16 protein-coding genes and 1 tRNA gene are annotated in these 15,159 nt (G+C 59.3%); all 17 read right to left on the bottom strand.

Features of this window, described 5'->3' with window-relative positions; all coding sequences use genetic code 11:
* Positions 1 to 15 precede the first annotated feature (15 nt).
* On the bottom strand, positions 16 to 327 hold the full coding sequence (gene nuoK, locus VFW72_RS07130; RefSeq protein WP_329673590.1) for an NADH-quinone oxidoreductase subunit NuoK: 312 nt from the start codon (positions 325 to 327) through the stop codon (positions 16 to 18).
* Positions 324 to 965 carry an NADH-quinone oxidoreductase subunit J gene (locus tag VFW72_RS07125; protein ID WP_329673589.1) on the bottom strand — a complete coding sequence of 214 codons (642 nt, stop codon included), beginning with the start codon at positions 963 to 965 and terminating at the stop codon, positions 324 to 326. The genes nuoK and VFW72_RS07125 overlap by 4 nt, the downstream gene beginning before the upstream one ends.
* A 27-nt stretch (positions 966 to 992) precedes the next feature.
* The gene (gene nuoI / locus VFW72_RS07120) at positions 993 to 1,484 is read right to left on the bottom strand and encodes an NADH-quinone oxidoreductase subunit NuoI (RefSeq protein ID WP_329673588.1); all 492 of its coding nucleotides are present in this window, start codon (positions 1,482 to 1,484) and stop codon (positions 993 to 995) included.
* A gap of 11 nt (positions 1,485 to 1,495) precedes the next feature.
* Positions 1,496 to 2,554: an NADH-quinone oxidoreductase subunit NuoH gene (gene nuoH / locus VFW72_RS07115; protein ID WP_329673587.1), complete on the bottom strand. Its 1,059-nt coding sequence runs from the start codon at positions 2,552 to 2,554 to the stop codon at positions 1,496 to 1,498.
* A 20-nt stretch (positions 2,555 to 2,574) separates the two neighbouring features.
* The gene (nuoG, locus tag VFW72_RS07110; RefSeq protein WP_329673586.1) at positions 2,575 to 4,890 is read right to left on the bottom strand and encodes an NADH-quinone oxidoreductase subunit NuoG; all 2,316 of its coding nucleotides are present in this window, start codon (positions 4,888 to 4,890) and stop codon (positions 2,575 to 2,577) included.
* Positions 4,891 to 4,904: 14 nt separating this feature from the next.
* On the bottom strand, positions 4,905 to 6,248 hold the full coding sequence (gene nuoF, locus VFW72_RS07105; protein WP_329673585.1) for an NADH-quinone oxidoreductase subunit NuoF: 1,344 nt from the start codon (positions 6,246 to 6,248) through the stop codon (positions 4,905 to 4,907).
* A gap of 10 nt (positions 6,249 to 6,258) precedes the next feature.
* On the bottom strand, positions 6,259 to 6,744 hold the full coding sequence (nuoE, locus tag VFW72_RS07100) for an NADH-quinone oxidoreductase subunit NuoE (protein WP_329673584.1): 486 nt from the start codon (positions 6,742 to 6,744) through the stop codon (positions 6,259 to 6,261).
* A gap of 25 nt (positions 6,745 to 6,769) precedes the next feature.
* Positions 6,770 to 8,023, bottom strand: a complete 1,254-nt coding sequence (locus VFW72_RS07095) for an NADH-quinone oxidoreductase subunit D (RefSeq protein ID WP_329673583.1) — start codon at positions 8,021 to 8,023, stop codon at positions 6,770 to 6,772.
* Positions 8,024 to 8,040: 17 nt separating this feature from the next.
* Positions 8,041 to 8,652 carry an NADH-quinone oxidoreductase subunit C gene (locus VFW72_RS07090; RefSeq protein WP_329673582.1) on the bottom strand — a complete coding sequence of 204 codons (612 nt, stop codon included), beginning with the start codon at positions 8,650 to 8,652 and terminating at the stop codon, positions 8,041 to 8,043.
* A gap of 14 nt (positions 8,653 to 8,666) precedes the next feature.
* Positions 8,667 to 9,143 carry a NuoB/complex I 20 kDa subunit family protein gene (locus VFW72_RS07085; RefSeq protein WP_035035151.1) on the bottom strand — a complete coding sequence of 159 codons (477 nt, stop codon included), beginning with the start codon at positions 9,141 to 9,143 and terminating at the stop codon, positions 8,667 to 8,669.
* 32 nt (positions 9,144 to 9,175) lie between these two features.
* Positions 9,176 to 9,535, bottom strand: a complete 360-nt coding sequence (locus tag VFW72_RS07080; RefSeq protein WP_329673735.1) for an NADH-quinone oxidoreductase subunit A — start codon at positions 9,533 to 9,535, stop codon at positions 9,176 to 9,178.
* Between the two features lie 221 nt (positions 9,536 to 9,756).
* Positions 9,757 to 9,841: transfer RNA gene (locus VFW72_RS07075), tRNA-Leu, on the bottom strand.
* Positions 9,842 to 9,975: 134 nt separating this feature from the next.
* On the bottom strand, positions 9,976 to 10,341 hold the full coding sequence (secG, locus tag VFW72_RS07070) for a preprotein translocase subunit SecG (protein WP_329673581.1): 366 nt from the start codon (positions 10,339 to 10,341) through the stop codon (positions 9,976 to 9,978).
* Between the two features lie 25 nt (positions 10,342 to 10,366).
* Positions 10,367 to 11,116, bottom strand: coding sequence for a triose-phosphate isomerase (tpiA, locus tag VFW72_RS07065; RefSeq protein WP_329673580.1), 750 nt, complete (start codon positions 11,114 to 11,116; stop codon positions 10,367 to 10,369).
* 5 nt (positions 11,117 to 11,121) lie between these two features.
* Entirely contained in the window at positions 11,122 to 13,392 is a 2,271-nt protein-coding gene (gene pnp, locus VFW72_RS07060; protein WP_329673579.1) for a polyribonucleotide nucleotidyltransferase, read from the bottom strand.
* Between the two features lie 176 nt (positions 13,393 to 13,568).
* A complete protein-coding gene (rpsO, locus tag VFW72_RS07055) occupies positions 13,569 to 13,838 on the bottom strand; it encodes a 30S ribosomal protein S15 (RefSeq protein WP_329673578.1) in 270 nt (89 codons plus the stop codon).
* Between the two features lie 189 nt (positions 13,839 to 14,027).
* Complete coding sequence (gene tsaD, locus VFW72_RS07050; RefSeq protein WP_329673577.1) at positions 14,028 to 15,119, bottom strand: tRNA (adenosine(37)-N6)-threonylcarbamoyltransferase complex transferase subunit TsaD; 1,092 nt, start codon at positions 15,117 to 15,119, stop codon at positions 14,028 to 14,030.
* Between the last annotated feature and the right edge of the window lie 40 nt (positions 15,120 to 15,159).

Genomic DNA, 15,159 nt, shown 5'->3' with positions numbered 1-15,159 from the left:
TCTCCTAAGCGCCGATCAACCCTTGAGGGAGTCGAGTTCATCCACATTGATCGACTGGCGATTGCGGAACAACACCACCAGGATGGCCAGACCGATGGCCGATTCGGCCGCTGCCACCGTCAGGATGAAGAACACAAACACCTGCCCGGCCATATCACCCAGGTAGTGGGAGAAGGCCACGAAGTTCAGGTTCACAGCCAACAGCATCAGTTCGATGGCCATCAGCAAAACGATGAGGTTCTTGCGGTTGAGGAAGATCCCGACCACAGACATGGCAAACAGGATGCCCCCCAGCGACAGGAAATGGCCGAGAGAAATCGTGCTCATGCTTGGCCTCCGTTGTTCGATGTATCAGCCGCAGCAGGCACTTCCACCTGAGGCGCCACCTTGATCACACGCAGGCGATCAGCCTTCTTGACGCGAACCTGTTCGGACGGGTTCTGATAACGCGAGTCCTTGCGGCGACGCAGAGTCAGCGCAATCGCGGCAATGATGCCCACCAGCAGGATCACAGCAGCCACCTGAACCGGGAACAGGTAGTTGGTGTAGAGGTCAATGCCCAGCGCCTTGGCGTTAGCGACGTTGGCCACGTCAGGCGCCATGGCCTTGGCCTCGGTGCGATCAAAACCGCGCAACAGCACGAAGGACATTTCGACTGCTATGACCGCGCCCACCAGGCCGGCGGCAGGGAAATGCTTCCAGAAGCCTTGACGCAGCGAGTCGATGTTGATGTCAAGCATCATCACGACGAACAGGAACAGCACCATCACGGCGCCGACGTACACCAGCACGAGGGCGATGGCGAGGAACTCGGCCTTCAGCAGCATCCAGATGCACGAAGCGTTCGCAAATGCGAGCACCAGGTGCAAGGCGGCTGCCACAGGGCTCTTGGCCGTGATCACGCGGAAGGCCGCGTACACCAGCACAAAAGCGAAGACGTAAAACAGAGCGGTAAATGTATCCATGGTTTGACTTGCGAGAACGCTGAGCGATCAGCGGTACTTCGCATCCGCCTCCTTGTTGGCCGCGATTTCTTTTTCGTAGCGATCACCCACCGCCAGGAGCATGTCCTTGGTGAAGTACAGATCACCACGCTTCTCGCCGTGGTATTCGAAGATGTGGGTTTCCACGATGGCGTCGACCGGGCAGCTTTCTTCGCAGAAACCGCAGAAGATGCACTTGGTCAGGTCGATGTCGTAACGGGTGGTACGACGCTGACCGTCTTCACGCACAGCCGACTCGATGGTGATGGCCATGGCTGGGCAGACGGCTTCGCACAGTTTGCAGGCAATACAACGCTCTTCGCCGCTTTCATAGCGACGTTGAGCATGCAAGCCACGGAAACGGGGCGACAGCGGAGTCTTCTCTTCCGGGAACTGCACAGTGATATGCGGCTTCAGGAAGTGGCGGCCTGTCAGGGCCATGCCCTTGAACAATTCCAGCAGGAAGAAGCTGGAGACGAATTCCTTGAGGGACGTAGACATGTGATGGCCCCTTATTTCCAGATGTTCCAGGGCGACATCATCCAGCCACCGACCAGCACCAGCCAGACCAGCGTGACAGGGATGAAGATCTTCCAGCCCAAACGCATGATCTGGTCATAGCGGAAACGGGGGAAGGAAGCACGCACCCACAGGAACAGAGTGACGATGATGAAAGCCTTCAGGCCCAGCCAGATCCAACCCGGGATGAAGCTCAGCGCTTCAACCGGCGGCAGCCAGCCACCGAAGAACATGACGGCGCACAGGGTCGACACCAGAATCATGTTGGCGTATTCAGCCAGGAAGAACATCGCGAAGGCCATGCCCGAGTACTCGATCATGTGGCCGGCCACGATTTCCGATTCGCCTTCCACCACGTCGAAGGGGTGACGGTTGGTTTCAGCCAGACCCGAGATGAAGTACACGACAGTGATGGGCAACAGGGGCAGCCAGTTCCAGGACAGGAAGTTCAGGCCCATGTCATGGAATTGACCCTTGCCTTGGCTCAGCACGATGTCGGTCATGTTCAGCGAACCAGCCGTCATCAGGACGATGACGAAGCAGAAACCCATGGCGATTTCGTATGACACCATCTGCGCCGACGCACGGATGGCACCCAGGAAAGCGTACTTCGAGTTGGAAGACCAACCGGCGATGATCACGCCATAGACTTCCAGCGAGGTGATCGCCATCAGGAACAACAGACCCGCGTTGACGTTGGCCAGCGCCACCTCCGGACCGAAGGGCACCACCGCCCAAGCCGCCAGAGCCGGCATGATGGTCATCACGGGGCCCAGCAGGAACAATCCTTTGTGAGCCGCGCTAGGCAGGATGATTTCCTTGAAGATCAGCTTGACCGCATCGGCGATCGGCTGCAGCAGACCATAAGGACCGGTGCGGTTGGGACCTGGACGGATCTGCGACCAACCAATGGCCTTGCGTTCCCACAAGGTCAGGTAAGCCACGCAACCCAGCAGCGGCAGCAGCAAGGCAACGATCTTGATCAGAGACCAGACGACGGGCCAGGCGCCACCCAGGGCACCGGCACCAGCTGTATACAGGGCATCAATCATGTGTTTTCCCTTCCCTGCGCTCAGGCTTTCTCAACACGGATGGCGCCAAACATGGCCCCCAGTGTCGAGGTGGCGGCGTGACCGGCAGGGACACGCACAACGTTGGCTGGCAGCGAGGCATCGAGCACAGCTGGCAGAACGGCTGAGGCATTGTCTTGCGACACCTTGACCTTGGCACCAGCGCTCAAACCCAGTTCAGCCCACAGTGCTTGGGGCAGGCTGGCAACCGGGGCCGCGGCATCGGCGGTTTGCTGCAGCGACTCAGCACGGCGAACCAGCGAATCAGCGCAGTAGATCGGCACGTCGGCCAGACGCTCCAGACCACCGTTGACACCCACAGCTGCAATGGCTGCGGAGGTACGGTTATCCAAGCGAGCAGCCAAGGTAGAAAAATCGCCCAGGGCACGGTTGCGAACCTCTTCGGAGGTTTCGAAATCGAATCCGTCAATGCTCAGCAGGTTACCCAGAACACGCAAGACCTTCCACGCCGGACGGGTGTCGCCCAGAGGCTTGACCACGCCGTGGAAGCTCTGCGCACGACCTTCGGCATTGACGAACGTGCCCGACGTTTCGCTGAACGGCGAGATGGGCAGCAACACGTCTGCGTAATCCATAGCCGCGGTCTTGAAGGCAGACATGGCCACGACCATTTCGGCGCCAGCCAGGGCTGCGCGCGCTGCCGCTGGGTTAGCAGCATCGAACTCAGGCTCGGCGTTGAGCAACAGCACGGCCTTCAGGGTCTGACCCGACAGCATTTGCGCTGCATTCAGCCCCCCTTGGCGAGGCTGTGCGCCCACCAGCTGAGCACCCACCGTGTTGGCGGATTCAGACAGGAAGCCCAGCTTGGCGCCAGTTTGTTCGGCAATCCACTGAGCCACAGCCTGCAGGCTAGATGCCTGCGGATGTTGTGCCGCAGCATTGCCCAACAGAATGGCCTTGCGGTCACCCGACAAGAGCGATGCGGCAATGGCCTTGGCCGAATCTGTGGCTTGCCCTTGAACTGGAGCGGCAGTGCCGGTTTGCGCCGACACGGCGGCGGCGACATCGGACAAAGCTTGCAGCCAGGCGCTGGGTGCCACGGTGACACGGTTGGCGACATTGAGCAGCCAGTCATCCTTGACGGCACCGATGGCGGACACTTGGGCGCCACGCTTGGCAGCCTGACGCAGACGCGAGGCAAACAGCGGATGATCCTTGCGCAGGAACGAACCCACGACCAAGGCACGATCCAGGGTGGACAGATCGGCAATGGGCATACCCAGCCAACGAGCGCCCTGCCCCACGGTGAAGTCGCTCAAACGCAGACGGGTGTCGACGTTGTCGCTACCCAGGCCACGCACCAACTGCCCCAGCAGGTACAACTCTTCGACGGTGCTGTGCTCGGTACCCAGCGCGCCGATGGCGGCGGCGCCATGGTCGTTCTTCACGCCCTTGAGGCCATTGGCCACGTACTCGAGCGCGGTGGTCCAATCAACTTCACGCCACTGCCCGCCTTGCTTCAGCATAGGCTTGGTCAAACGCTGGTCGCTGTTGAGCGCTTCGTAACTGAAGCGATCGCGGTCAGCCAGCCAGCATTCATTGATGGCTTCGTTTTCGAACGGCACGACACGCATCACCTTGCCGTTCTTGACCTGAACGATCAGGTTGGCGCCGGTGGAATCATGAGGCGAGACGCTCTTGCGACGCGACAGTTCCCAGGTACGAGCGCTGTAGCGGAAAGGCTTGCTGGTCAGGGCACCAACGGGGCACAGGTCGATCATGTTGCCCGACAACTCGGAATCAACAGACTGGCCCACGAATGTGGCGATTTCAGAATGCTCGCCCCGATTGACCATGCCGAGTTCCATCACGCCAGCAATTTCCTGGCCGAAACGGACGCATCGGGTGCACTGGATGCAGCGGCTCATTTCCTCCATGGAAATCAGCGGACCGACTTCCTTGTGGAAGACCACGCGCTTTTCTTCCTTGTAGCGCGAAGCGGTGCCACCGTAGCCCACCGCCAGATCTTGCAGTTGGCATTCGCCACCCTGATCGCAGATGGGGCAATCCAGCGGGTGATTGATCAAGAGGAACTCCATCACGCCCTGCTGGGCCTTGATGGCTTTCTCGCTCTTGGTGCGAACGATCATGCCCTGGGTGACAGGCGTGGCGCAAGCCGGCATGGGCTTGGGCGCCTTTTCAATGTCCACCAGACACATGCGGCAGTTGGCCGCGATGGAGAGCTTCTTGTGGTAACAGAAGTGGGGAATGTAGGTGCCAGACTGTTCGGCAGCATGCATGACCATGCAGCCTTCAGAGACCTGGACCTTTTTTCCGTCGAGTTCGATTTCAACCATGATTTTTGCCCCGCTCAGATATAGGCCGGGACCATGCAGGTCTTGTGTTCGATGTGGTGCAGGAATTCATCGCGATAGTGCTTGATGAAAGCGCGCACCGGCATGGCAGCTGCATCACCCAGGGCGCAGATGGTGCGCCCCTGGATGTTGTCAGCCACGGAGTTCAGCAAGTCGATGTCCTCCTGGCGGCCTTCGCCGCGCTCGATGCGATCGACCATGCGCCACATCCAGCCCGTGCCTTCACGGCAAGGCGTACATTGGCCGCACGATTCGTGCATGTAGAAGTAAGACAGACGTTGCAGGCTCTTGACCATGCAGCGGGTCTCGTCCATCACGATGACGGCACCCGAGCCCAGCATGGAGCCGGCCTTGGCGATGGAGTCATAGTCCATCGTGCAGTCCATCATGATGTGGGCAGGGATAACCGGCGACGAGGAGCCGCCAGGGATCACAGCCTTGAGTTTCTTGCCACCGCGCACGCCACCGCACAACTCGAGCAAGGTCGAGAACGGCGTACCCAGTGGGATTTCGTAGTTGCCAGGACGCTCGACATCGCCAGATACGGTGAACAACTTGGTGCCACCGTTGTTGGGCTTGCCGACGGCGAGGAAGGCCTCACCACCGTTGCGGATGATCCAAGGAACAGCCGCAAAGGTTTCAGTGTTGTTAATGGTGGTGGGCTTGCCGTACAGACCGAAGCTGGCAGGGAATGGCGGCTTGAAACGGGGCTGCCCCTTCTTGCCTTCGAGCGATTCCAGCAGAGCGGTTTCTTCACCGCAGATGTAAGCGCCAAAACCATGGTGCGCATGCAGCTGGAAGCTGAAGCTGCTGCCCATGATGTTGTTGCCCAGGTATCCGGCTGCACGGGCCTCTTCCAGGGCGGCTTCAAAGCGCTCATAGACTTCGAAGATTTCGCCGTGGATGTAGTTGTAGCCCACAGAAATGCCCATCGCGTAAGCCGCGATGATCATGCCCTCAATGACGATATGAGGGTTGTGCATCAGGATCTCGCGGTCCTTGGCCGTACCCGGTTCGCCTTCGTCGGAGTTACAGACCAAGTACTTCTGGCCAGGGAAGGCGCGGGGCATGAAGCTCCACTTCAGGCCAGTCGGGAAGCCCGCACCACCGCGACCACGCAGACCAGAGGCCTTGACCTCAGCGATCACCTGGTCCTGATTGAGGCCCTCGCCACCGTCTTTGCCCAAAATCTTGCGCAAAGCAGCGTAGCCGCCGCGGGCTTCATAGTCTTTCAGGCTCCAGTTGCTGCCATTCAGCCCTGCATAGATCTGCGGGTTGATGTGGCGGTCATGGAAGCAGGTTTCCTTACCGGTCGCCTGGAATTGGGAAAGGTCAAGCATCTCTTTCACCTCACTTGGCATTGGCCTTGAGCACATCGACGAGCTGGTCGAGCTTGTCGTTGCTCATGAAGCTGACCATCTGGCGGTCATTGACCAGTGCCACTGGGGCATCGGCACAGGCACCCAGACACTCGCAGTGCTGGACCGTGAACAGGCCATCGGCGGTGGTACCACCGTCTTCCACACCCAGCTTGTCGCACAGGTACTGGAGGGCCTTCTGGCCGTCGCGCAACTGGCAAGGCAGGTTGGTACACACGTTCAACTTGTACTTGCCAACCGGCTTCTGGTTGTACATGTTGTAGAACGTGGTGACTTCGTGCACCGCAATGGCAGGCATGCCGATGTGGTCGGCAATGGCCTGCTCAGCCTCGGGCGAGACCCAACCTTGTTCTTGCTGGATGATGGACAGACAGGCCATGACCGCCGACTGACGCTGGTCAGCCGGGTACTTGGCGATTTCGCGGTCGAAGCGCGCTTTGGTTTGTTCGCTCAACATGATGTTCGTCACTTAGCGGTCGCTATCAACGGTCGATCTCACCGAACACGATATCCATCGTGCCGATGATGGCCACGGCGTCAGCCAGCATGTGGCCGCGCGACATTTCGTCGAGGGCAGCCAGGTGCGGGAAGCCAGGGGCGCGGATCTTCAGACGGTAAGGCTTGTTGGCACCATCGGAAGCCAGGTAGATGCCGAATTCACCCTTGGGATGTTCGACAGCGGCATAGGCTTCGCCTTCGGGCACGTGGAAACCTTCGGTGAACAGCTTGAAGTGGTGAATCAGCTGTTCCATCGAGGTCTTCATCTCGACGCGGGAAGGTGGCGCAACCTTGTGGTTGTCGGTGATGACAGAACCTGGGTTGGCACGCAGCCAGTCAACACACTGTTTGATGATGCGGTTGGACTGACGCAGCTCTTCGACGCGGACCACATAACGGTCGTAGCAGTCGCCGTTGGTGCCTACAGGGATGTCGAAGTCGAGCTTGTCGTAGACGTCGTAGGGCTGGTGCTTGCGAAGGTCCCACACAATGCCAGAGCCACGCAGCATGGCGCCGGTCAGACCCATCTGCAGGGCGCGCTCAGGCGACACGACGCCGATGCCCACGGTACGCTGCTTCCAGATGCGGTTGTCGGTCAGCAGGGTTTCGTATTCATCGACCAGCTTAGGGAAGCGCTGGGTGAAGTCATCAATGAAGTCCAGCAAGGAACCCTGACGGTTCTCGTTCAAACGCGCAATGGTCTTGGCGTTCTTGATCTTGCTGACCTTGTACTGCGGCATGGTGTCGGGCAGATCGCGATACACGCCACCTGGACGGAAATAGGCCGCATGCATCCGGGCACCGGACACTGCTTCGTACATGTCGAAGAGGTCTTCACGCTCGCGGAAGCAATAGATCAGGATGTTCATGGCGCCGCAGTCGAACCCGTGACAGCCCAACCACAGCAAGTGGTTCAGGATACGGGTGATTTCGGAGAACATCACACGGATGTACTGGGCACGCACAGGCACGTCGATGCCCAGCATCTTTTCGATGGCCAGGCAATAGGCATGCTCGTTGCTCATCATGGAGACGTAATCGAGACGGTCCATGTAGGGCAAGGACTGAATGAACGTCTTGGATTCGGCCAGCTTTTCGGTGGCGCGGTGCAACAAGCCGATGTGAGGATCAGCGCGCTGGATGACTTCGCCGTCCAGTTCAAGCACCAAACGCAGCACGCCGTGTGCTGCAGGGTGTTGTGGACCGAAGTTGAGGGTGTAGTTCTTGATTTCTGCCATGACTCAACCTTCCTGCATCAGTGGAGACCACCGTAGTTGTCTTCACGGATGATGCGCGGGGTGATTTCGCGCGGCTCGATGGTGACGGGTTGGTAGACCACGCGCTTTTGCTCGGGGTCGTAGCGCATTTCGACGTGGCCGGTGGTCGGGAAGTCCTTGCGGAAGGGGTGCCCGATGAAGCCGTAGTCAGTCAAGATGCGACGCAGGTCGTTGTGACCTTCAAAGATGATGCCGTAAAGGTCAAAGGCTTCGCGCTCGTACCAGTTCGCACTGTTCCAGACGTCGTTGATGGAAGCCACGACGGGGAAATCGTCGTTGGGAGCAAACACCTTCAGACGCAGGCGCCAATTCTTACTGACTGACAGCAAGTGGCTGATGACACAAAAGCGCGGGGCTTCAGCGTAGATGCTTTCAGCGCCGTCTTTGTAGGTGGAGTAGTCCATGCCGCACAGGTCGATCAACTGCTCGAAGCGCAGCTCGGCGTGATCACGCAGCGTTTGGCACACAGCGAGGTAATGGGCTGCAGAGACCGTCAGAGTGAGTTCACCCTTGATCAGGTCCAGACGCTGGATCTTGTCACCCAGAACGGACTGGAGCGATGCCTGCAGGGTGGCGAGTTTCTGGCTCATGTCAACCTTCCTGATCAGCGGGCAATGGTGTTTTCGCGGCGAATCTTGGCTTGCAGCTGCAAGATGCCGTAGAGGAGAGCCTCGGCGGTCGGAGGACAGCCAGGCACATAGACGTCGACCGGGACGATGCGATCACAACCACGCACCACCGAGTAGCTGTAGTGGTAGTAACCGCCACCGTTGGCGCATGAGCCCATGGACAGAACCCAACGGGGCTCGGCCATCTGGTCATAGACCTTGCGCAGCGCTGGAGCCATCTTGTTGCACAGTGTGCCGGCCACAATCATCAGGTCAGACTGACGGGGGCTGGGACGGAACAACATGCCAAAACGGTCGATGTCATAGCGCGCCGCACCGGCGTGCATCATCTCGACCGCACAACAAGCCAGACCGAACGTCATCGGCCACAAGGAACCGGTCTTGGACCAGTTGATCAGCGTGTCAGCCGATGTGGTGATGAAGCCCTCTTTGAAGACGCCTTCGATACCCATTTGAATTTACCTCTCGAGAGTCCTGGTCGAGCTCATTCCCAATCAAGGGCGCCCTTTTTCCATTCGTAGACGAATCCCACGACCAGAATGCCCAGGAACAGCATGATGGCCAAGAAACCAGCCATCCCGACTTCCTTCAGCGCGACAGCCCAAGGGAACAAGAAAGCGATTTCGAGGTCGAACAGGATGAAAAGAATGGCCACGAGGTAGTAGCGCACGTCGAATTTCATGCGCGCGTCTTCAAACGCCTCGAAACCACACTCGTAAGGGGAGTTCTTTTCCGCATCAGGGCGACGCGGGCCCAACAGAAAGCCAAGCGCCTGGGGCGCCACACCGACCCCCACGCCAACCAGAATAAACAGAATGACGGGCAGGTATTGCTCAATGTTCATCATTGCTTTGGGCCTTCAGATTGAACAAGTCGCGTGATTGGATCACATTCAGACAACAAAAAAGCGCGCCTTTGGTCATGCCAAGTGGATATTTCCCACCTGTACACCTACCTTCAGCGCGCCCACCGGAGCGCTTCGCAATTGGAACACCTTGTCAGCTTGGATTCGTTGATCTGGGCTGAACATGAGGTGACCGCACGAAGACTCAGTTGAAATTTTATTGGTGCCGACGGCGAGACTCGAACTCGCACAGCTTTCGCCACTACCCCCTCAAGATAGCGTGTCTACCAATTTCACCACGTCGGCAACATGGGCCTTACACCCAGTTGTATCGGCTCGCATGAGGCTCGCTGACCGAAGACTGATATTCTAAACCGAAAACCGAAGGTTTCCGATACATGGCGACACAATGTGGACACTGCACGCCATGTTGCGGCTGATTACTTGACCGGAATGAGCGCAGCACCGGAAGCAGCCGCCGATGCAGGAGCTACCACCGAGGCAGCAGACGCTGCAGCAGGAGCCTTTTCCAGCAAGGAAGACGATTCCGCTACCGCACCACCACGGTGGTTACCGAAGTAAGCCAGGGCCAAGGTGGACACGAAAAAGACGGTCGCCGCGACAGCCGTAGAGCGCGACAAAAAGTTTGCACTGCCTGTTGCGCCAAACAAACTACCCGAGGCACCACTCCCGAAGGAAGCACCCATATCGGCACCCTTGCCGTGCTGAACCAGCACAAGGCCGATCATGGCCAAGGCGGACACGATCTGCAGCAAGAGGACCACTGTCATCAATGCTTGTTGCATGAAACCCAACTCCTGAAAAGCCTGCTCAGGCCGCTGCCCGAGCAATTGCCACAAAATCGGCCGCCTTCAACGATGCGCCGCCGATCAGGCCACCATCGATGTCAGCCTGAGCAAACAGCTCAGCCGCATTGTCTGGCTTGACGCTGCCACCGTAGAGCAAAGGCACCCGGGCCGCAGCAGGCAAAGCGCCAACCAACTGCGCGCGCAGGAACGCGTGCACAGCCTGAGCTTGCTCTGGCGAGGCGGTTTTGCCCGTACCGATGGCCCACACCGGCTCATAAGCCACAACGATGTCAGCCAACTGAGCACCCAAAGCCGCAATCACAGCCTGGAGTTGCTCAGCAACCACCGCCTCGGTCTGGTTTGCCTCACGCTGAGCGAGCGTTTCACCCACACAGACGATCGGAGTCAAACCCTCAGCGAGAGCCGCCTTGGCCTTGTCAGCCACCAACTGGCTGCTTTCCCCGTGATAGCTGCGACGCTCGGAATGACCCACGATGGCGAACTTGGCGCCAAATTCGCGAATCATGGAGCCAGCCACTTCGCCGGTGTAAGCACCCTGCTTGTGCGCGGACACGTCTTGCGAACCAAACGCAATCGACTGCCCCGACAGCTTGGAAGCCACATCAGCCAGGTACACGAAGGGCACACAGACTGCGACGTCGGCGTTCGGCGCCGATTGAGCCAGATTGGCATCAATCAGGCCCTGCAGCAGTTCGCCGTTAGATGCACGGCTGCCGTGCATCTTCCAGTTTCCAACAACCAGCTTCTTCATGACGATCACTGCTGCTGTTGTTGAGCCTGCTCGTCTTGAGCACCCTGATCCACGGCACCCTGCTCGGCGCGAGGCGCACGCTCACGACGATCACCGCGATCGCCACGGTCACGACGCTCGCCCCGATCACCACGATCGCTGCGCTCACGACGTTCACGAGGCTGCTCTTCGGGCATGCCTTCTGGACGCTCGATCAGAGCCTTCATGGACAGCTTGACACGGCCCTTTTCGTCGGTTTCAAGAACCTTGACCTTGACGACTTGACCTTCTTGCAGGTAGTCGGAGACCTTCTCGACGCGCTCGTGAGCGATCTGGCTGATGTGCAGCAGACCATCCTTGCCAGGCAACAGATTCACCAGAGCACCGAAGTCAAACAGCTTGGTGACAGCGCCTTCGTAGACCTTGCCGATTTCGACTTCAGCCGTGATCTCTTCGATGCGCTTCTTGGCGAACTCAGCCTTGGCCGAATCGGTGGAGGCGATGGTGATGGTGCCGTCTTCGCCGATGTCGATCTGACAACCGGTTTCTTCACACAGACCACGAATGGTGGCGCCGCCCTTGCCGATCACGTCACGGATCTTCTCGGGGTTGATCTTCATGGTGTACAGACGAGGCGCGAACTCGGACACTTCCTGACGCGCACCACCCATGGCTTCGACCATCTTGCCCAGGATGTGCAGGCGGGCTTCCTTGGCTTGAGCCAGGGCCACTTGCATGATTTCCTTGGTGATGCCCTGGATCTTGATGTCCATCTGCAGAGCGGTCACGCCGGTGGTGGTACCCGCCACCTTGAAGTCCATGTCGCCCAGGTGATCTTCGTCACCCAGGATGTCGGTCAGCACGGCGAACTTGTTGCCGTCTTTGATCAGACCCATGGCGATACCAGCCACGTGCGCTTTCATGGGCACGCCGGCGTCCATCATGGCCAAGCAGCCACCGCAAACGGAAGCCATGGACGAGGAACCGTTGGATTCGGTGATTTCAGACACCACACGCACGGTGTAGGCGAAGTCTTCCTTGGCAGGCAGCAGCGGCACCAGAGCACGCTTGGCCAGACGACCGTGGCCGATTTCGCGGCGCTTGGGCGAGCCCACGCGACCGGTTTCGCCGGTGGCGAACGGAGGCATGTTGTAGTGGAACAGGAAGGTGTCGCGGAAGTCACCAGCCAGCGCATCGATGCGCTGGGCGTCTTGCTCGGTACCGAGGGTGGCGATCACCAGAGCCTGGGTTTCACCACGGGTGAACAGAGCTGAACCGTGAACACGTGGCAGCACACCAGTGCGGATTTCGATGGGACGCACGGTGCGAGTGTCGCGACCGTCGATGCGGGGCTCGCCAGCCAGAATCTGGCTACGCACGATCTTGGCTTCGATCTCGAACAGCAGGCCTTCAACCTTGACTTCGTCGAAAGCAACGCCTTCGGCGGTCAGGGCAGCCTTCACGGAGGCATAAGCCTCACGGCAAGCTTGGGTACGGGCTTGCTTGGAGCGAATTTGGTAGGCGGCGCGCAGAGGACCTTCGGCCAGAGCATTGACCTTGGCAATGAAGGGCTCGTCCTTGGCGGGGGCTTCCCATTGCCATTCGGGCTTGCCGGCGTCACGCACGAATTCGTGGATGGCCTGGATGGCGATGTTGCCTTGCTCGTGACCGAACACCACGGCGCCCAGCATCACGTCTTCAGACAATTGGTCCGCTTCGGATTCCACCATCAGCACGGCGGTTTCAGTACCAGCCACAACCAGGTCCATCTTGGACTGAGCCAGCTCGGAGGGGCTGGGGTTCAGGGTGTATTCGCCGTTGATGTAGCCCACGCGAGCGGCACCGATGGGGCCGTTGAATGGGATGCCGGAGATCGACAGCGCAGCGCTGGAGGCGATCATGGCGGCGATGTCAGCCGACACTTCAGGGTTCAGCGAGACAACGTGGATGACCAGTTGCACTTCGTTGAAGAAACCTTCGGGGAACAGAGGACGGATGGGACGGTCGATCAGACGCGAGGTCAGTGTTTCCAGCTCGGAGGGCTTGGCTTCGCGCTTGAAGAAGCTGCCTGGGATCTTGCCGGCGGCATAGGTCTTCTCGATGTAGTCAACGGTCAGGGGGAAGAAGTCTTGACCGGGCTTGGGGTTCTTGGCGCACACCACGGTGGCCAGAACGGTGGTGCCTTCGATGTCAACGAGGACGGCACCGGTGGCTTGACGGGCGATTTCGCCGGTCTCCATGGTGACGGTGTGCTTGCCCCATTGGAAGGTCTTGGTGACTTTATTGAACATGCTCATGTGAGAGATCTCCAGTTTGAGTAGATGCCTTCACTCTGTCGCGATGCCATTCCAGCGAAGCTGAGGCTTCAGCCTCGTTGGAATGACACAGCGGTCGCTAGTCGAGAGTGTCTGGCGTGAAAAAACAAAAAGCCTGTGCTGGCAAACCAGACAGGCTTTTTGTCGTCATGCGTGCCTTACTTACGCAGACCCAGCTTCTGGATCAGGGCAACGTAACGGGCTGCGTCCTTGGACTTGAGGTAGTCCAGCAGCTTACGACGACGGCTGACCATGCGCAGCAGGCCGCGACGACCGTGGTGGTCCTTCTTGTTGGCCTTGAAGTGAGGGGTCAGTTCGTTGATACGGGCAGTCAGCAGGGCGACTTGCACTTCGGGAGAGCCGGTGTCGTTGGCGCTACGAGCGTTGTCCTTGACGATGGCTGCGGTGTTGATGTCTGCGACGGACATGGTGTTTCCAGTACGAAATTGCAGTCCACTGACGCGAACAAAGGCGCCGGCGGTTTCTGCGTTGGACTTGCGGTGCCAGGTGAAACCAACCCGGACCGTGCGAAATTTCTCAGACAAGCGCCCGAATGACCGAGACGGGTGACAGAGAAGCTAGAGAGTATAGCAAATTTCCGCCAGACGGCAAACGCGTCATATGGCGCTGAGATCCCACCGCGGCTTGACGTGGAAAACCGGATCACGGGTGGCCTGGGCCAGCCCTGCCTGCAGGCGCATGCCAGCCGCCAGCGCAATCATGGCGCCGTTGTCGGTGCACAAATGCAGTTCCGGGTAGTGCACACGGATGTGTCGGCGCCGGCAGGCGTCGTTGAGTTGGTAGCGCAAACTGGCATTGGCTCCTACTCCGCCAGCCACCACCACGCGCTTGAGCCCGGTTTCCTTGAGTGCCGCCAGGGTTTTCTTCACCAGCACCTCAACGATCGCGGCCTGAGTGGAGGCGGCCAGATCGGCCAGCATGGCTTGAGCACCCTCATCGTCGGGCGAAGGCAAAGCATCCAGCCACCCCAGGCGCACCAAATGAGTGCGGACCGCGGTTTTGAGGCCCGCGAATGAGAAATCAAGGTTTCCGCTGTGGAGCATGGGACGCGGCAACTCAAAGGCATCGCTGCGACCATGGGCAGCCAGGCGAGACAGATGCGGGCCGCCCGGATAGGGCAAGCCCATGAGCTTGGCGGACTTATCAAAGGCCTCACCCGCCGCGTCATCGACGGTTTCACCCAGAATTTGGTAGCTGCCCACCCCATCGACCCGCATGAGCTGGGTATGCCCACCAGAAACCAGCAAGGCAACAAACGGGAACTGCGGGGGATCGGCGGAGAGGAAGGGCGACAACAAGTGCCCCTCCAAGTGATGCACGCCCAGCAGCGGTTTGCCCAACGCCACGCCCAAAGCACACGCCACACCTGCCCCGACGAGCAACGCCCCCGCCAAGCCCGGCCCCTGGGTAAAGGCCACCACGTCAACCGCAGACAAGGGCTGCCCCGCCTCCTTCATGACTTGGCGAACCAGTGGCACGACACGCCGAATGTGGTCTCGCGATGCCAACTCAGGCACCACCCCGCCATAGGCCTGATGCATGTCGATCTGGCTGTGGAGGGCATGCGCCAACAGGCGAACCTCACCATCCTGGGGCACCGACACCAGGGCGACGCCCGTTTCGTCGCAAGAGGACTCCACCCCCAGAATGAGGCGGTCGGGAACGTTCAAATGAGCAACAGCGGACATGTTGCAAGTGTAGTGGCCGGCGCAGTTGTTGCATGATGGC

The organism is Aquabacterium sp. (genome assembly GCF_036273115.1).
Lineage (GTDB): Bacteria > Pseudomonadota > Gammaproteobacteria > Burkholderiales > Burkholderiaceae_C > Aquabacterium.
Note: the sequence above shows the minus strand (reverse complement) of the source record. Positions and strands in the feature narration are given on the sequence as shown.

What these genes read in the sequence shown, in the direction of transcription:
- nuoK (WP_329673590.1), bottom strand. Translation starts at nt 327, where the DNA reads ATGAGCACGATTTCTCTCGGCCATTTCCTGTCGCTGGGGGGCATCCTG.
- VFW72_RS07125 (WP_329673589.1), bottom strand. Translation starts at nt 965, where the DNA reads ATGGATACATTTACCGCTCTGTTTTACGTCTTCGCTTTTGTGCTGGTG.
- nuoI (WP_329673588.1), bottom strand. Translation starts at nt 1,484, where the DNA reads ATGTCTACGTCCCTCAAGGAATTCGTCTCCAGCTTCTTCCTGCTGGAA.
- nuoH (WP_329673587.1), bottom strand. Translation starts at nt 2,554, where the DNA reads ATGATTGATGCCCTGTATACAGCTGGTGCCGGTGCCCTGGGTGGCGCC.
- nuoG (WP_329673586.1), bottom strand. Translation starts at nt 4,890, where the DNA reads ATGGTTGAAATCGAACTCGACGGAAAAAAGGTCCAGGTCTCTGAAGGC.
- nuoF (WP_329673585.1), bottom strand. Translation starts at nt 6,248, where the DNA reads ATGCTTGACCTTTCCCAATTCCAGGCGACCGGTAAGGAAACCTGCTTC.
- nuoE (WP_329673584.1), bottom strand. Translation starts at nt 6,744, where the DNA reads ATGTTGAGCGAACAAACCAAAGCGCGCTTCGACCGCGAAATCGCCAAG.
- VFW72_RS07095 (WP_329673583.1), bottom strand. Translation starts at nt 8,023, where the DNA reads ATGGCAGAAATCAAGAACTACACCCTCAACTTCGGTCCACAACACCCT.
- VFW72_RS07090 (WP_329673582.1), bottom strand. Translation starts at nt 8,652, where the DNA reads ATGAGCCAGAAACTCGCCACCCTGCAGGCATCGCTCCAGTCCGTTCTG.
- VFW72_RS07085 (WP_035035151.1), bottom strand. Translation starts at nt 9,143, where the DNA reads ATGGGTATCGAAGGCGTCTTCAAAGAGGGCTTCATCACCACATCGGCT.
- VFW72_RS07080 (WP_329673735.1), bottom strand. Translation starts at nt 9,535, where the DNA reads ATGAACATTGAGCAATACCTGCCCGTCATTCTGTTTATTCTGGTTGGC.
- secG (WP_329673581.1), bottom strand. Translation starts at nt 10,341, where the DNA reads ATGCAACAAGCATTGATGACAGTGGTCCTCTTGCTGCAGATCGTGTCC.
- tpiA (WP_329673580.1), bottom strand. Translation starts at nt 11,116, where the DNA reads ATGAAGAAGCTGGTTGTTGGAAACTGGAAGATGCACGGCAGCCGTGCA.
- pnp (WP_329673579.1), bottom strand. Translation starts at nt 13,392, where the DNA reads ATGAGCATGTTCAATAAAGTCACCAAGACCTTCCAATGGGGCAAGCAC.
- rpsO (WP_329673578.1), bottom strand. Translation starts at nt 13,838, where the DNA reads ATGTCCGTCGCAGACATCAACACCGCAGCCATCGTCAAGGACAACGCT.
- tsaD (WP_329673577.1), bottom strand. Translation starts at nt 15,119, where the DNA reads ATGTCCGCTGTTGCTCATTTGAACGTTCCCGACCGCCTCATTCTGGGG.